The 2,509-nt window shown below is 71.5% G+C and carries 1 protein-coding gene; it reads left to right on the top strand.

The window, feature by feature from the left end:
• Positions 1-2,509, top strand: a 2,509-nt coding sequence (locus ACWD3I_RS49125; RefSeq protein WP_365414182.1) for a type I polyketide synthase, incomplete at both ends; no start/stop codon positions are given.

Below are 2,509 nucleotides of genomic sequence, written 5' to 3'. Positions count from 1 at the left end.
GAGGGCTGTTCTGCGGCCGAAGGTGGACGCGGCCTGGAATCTCCACGAACTCACCCGTGACCTCGACCTGACCGCGTTCGTGCTCTTCTCCTCGGCCGCCGGTATCTACGGCACCCCGGGGCAGGGCAACTACGCCGCCGCCAACGCCTTCTTGGACCAGTTGGCCCACTACCGGCGCACCCGTGGTCTGGCCGCGCAGTCCCTGGCGTGGGGGCTGTGGGCGCCCACCAGTGAGATGACCGGCGGACTCGACGGAAGCGGCATGGCCCGGCTGACGGGAGGCGGCATGCTGCCGGTCACCGCGGAGCAAGGGCTCGCGTTGCTCGACGCCGCCGCGGAGTCGGATCTGCCGCTGCTCGCACCAGTACGGCTCGACCTGGGCACCCTACGTGCCCGTGCGCAGGCCGGAGAACTGCCCCCGGTGGCCCGGGGACTGGTCCGAACCGTGGCGCATCGCACCGCTGCCCCGAGCGACGGCACGGGCTTGCACGAGCGTCTGTTGTCCCTGGCCCCGCCCGAACAGGAACGCACCCTGCTGGCCCTGGTCTGCGAGCACGCGGCCAAGGCGCTGACGCACACCTCGCCGGAGGCGATCGAACCGGAACGCTCCTTCCGGGAACTCGGATTCGACTCCTTGATCGCGGTCGAGCTGCGCAACCGCCTGGGCTCGGCGACCGGTCTCAGGCTGCCCGCCACAGCCGCCTTCGACCATCCCACTCCGGCCGCCCTGGCCGGTTGGCTGCTCGGCGAGCTGGTGGGGGCGCGCGCCGACGCCACCGCCCCCGGCGACTCCTCTTCCCGCACCCCCGCTGACGAACCCATTGCCATCATCGGCATGGCATGCCGCTACCCAGGGGGCGTGGAGTCCCCAGAGGATTTGTGGAGGCTGGTGGCTGACAGCACCGACGCGGTCACCGGTCTGCCCGTGGACCGTGGTTGGGATGTCGACAGCCTGTACGACCCCATCCCCGGCCGCCCGCACCGCAGCTATGTGCGTGCGGGTGGCTTCCTGAAGGACGCGACAGGCTTCGACGCCGGCCTGTTCGGAATCTCACCCCGCGAGGCTCTGGCGATGGACCCCCAGCAACGGCTCCTGCTGGAGACCTCGTGGGAGGCCCTGGAGCGCGCCGGGATCGCCCCGCTCTCGCTCAAGGGCACCCAGACCGGCGTCTTCGCGGGTGTGGCCGCCTCCGGGTACGCCTCCGACCCGCGCACGGTGCCCGAAGAGATCGAGGGATACCTGGTCACAGGCGTGTCGACGAGTGTGACCTCCGGTCGGGTCTCCTATACGCTCGGCCTGGAGGGGCCGGCCGTCACGGTGGACACCGCCTGCTCCTCGTCCCTGGTCGCGTTGCACCTGGCCGTACGCTCGCTGCGGGACGGCGAGAGCTCGCTCGCGCTCGCCGGCGGCTCGCACGTGATGGTCCTGCCCGACCCGTTCGTGGAGTTCAGCCGGCAGCGGGCGCTGGCAACCGACGGCCGCTGCAAGGCATTCGCCTCCACCGCCGACGGCCTCGGCCTCGCGGAGGGTGCCGGCGTTCTGGTCATCGAGCGGCTCTCCGACGCGTTACGCAACGGACATCCCGTGCTCGCGGTGATCCGCGGTTCGGCCGTCAACCAGGACGGGGCCTCCAACGGCCTCACCGCACCCAACGGACCCTCGCAACAGAGGGTCATCCGTCGCGCGCTGGCCGACGCCAAGCTCTCCACGGCCGAGGTCGACGCCGTCGAGGCGCACGGCACGGGCACCGAACTCGGCGACCCCATCGAGGCACAGGCACTGCTCGCGACCTACGGTGCCGACCGGGCCGCCGACCGCCCGCTGTGGCTGGGGTCGGTCAAGTCGAACATCGGGCACACCCAGACGGCCGCCGGCGTCGCGGGTGTGATCAAGACGGTGATGGCGCTGCGCAACGAACTGCTGCCTCGGACCCTGCACGTGGACGAGCCGTCCCCGCACGTCGACTGGGAGTCCGGCGCGGTGTCCCTGCTCACAGAAGCGGTGCCGTGGCGGAGCAACGGCCGCCCGCGACGGGCGGGCGTGTCGTCCTTCGGCATCAGCGGCACCAACGCCCACGTCATCCTCGAAGAAGCGCCGTCCGAGGCGGCCGGACCCGGGGAGTCGCCCTCGGCGCAGGACTGGTCGGCCGGTGCCGTTCCCTGGGTGCTCTACGGAAAATCCGCGGACGCACTGCGCGCACAGGCCGGGCGACTGGCCGCATACCTGGCTCACGACAGCGGTCCCGACGCCGCGGACACCGGACTCACCCTCGCCTCCGCACGAACCCCGCTGGATCACCGCGCCGTCGTGATCGGCGCGCGGAAGACCGAACTGGCTGACACGCTCGCCGCACTGATCGACGGCGTCTCCGCCCCGGGCCTCGTCCAAGGGCGCGCAGACCTCCGCGGCGGCACCGTGTTGGTGTTTCCGGGGCAGGGGGCGCAGTGGGTGGGGATGGGGGTTGAGTTGTGGGATGCGTTGCCGGTGTTCGGTGAGCGGATGGCGGAG

The sequence above is a fragment of the Streptomyces sp. NPDC002817 genome (assembly GCF_053592055.1).
The sequence above is the reverse complement of the archived record's forward strand: the minus strand, read 5'-3'. Positions and strand labels throughout refer to the sequence as shown.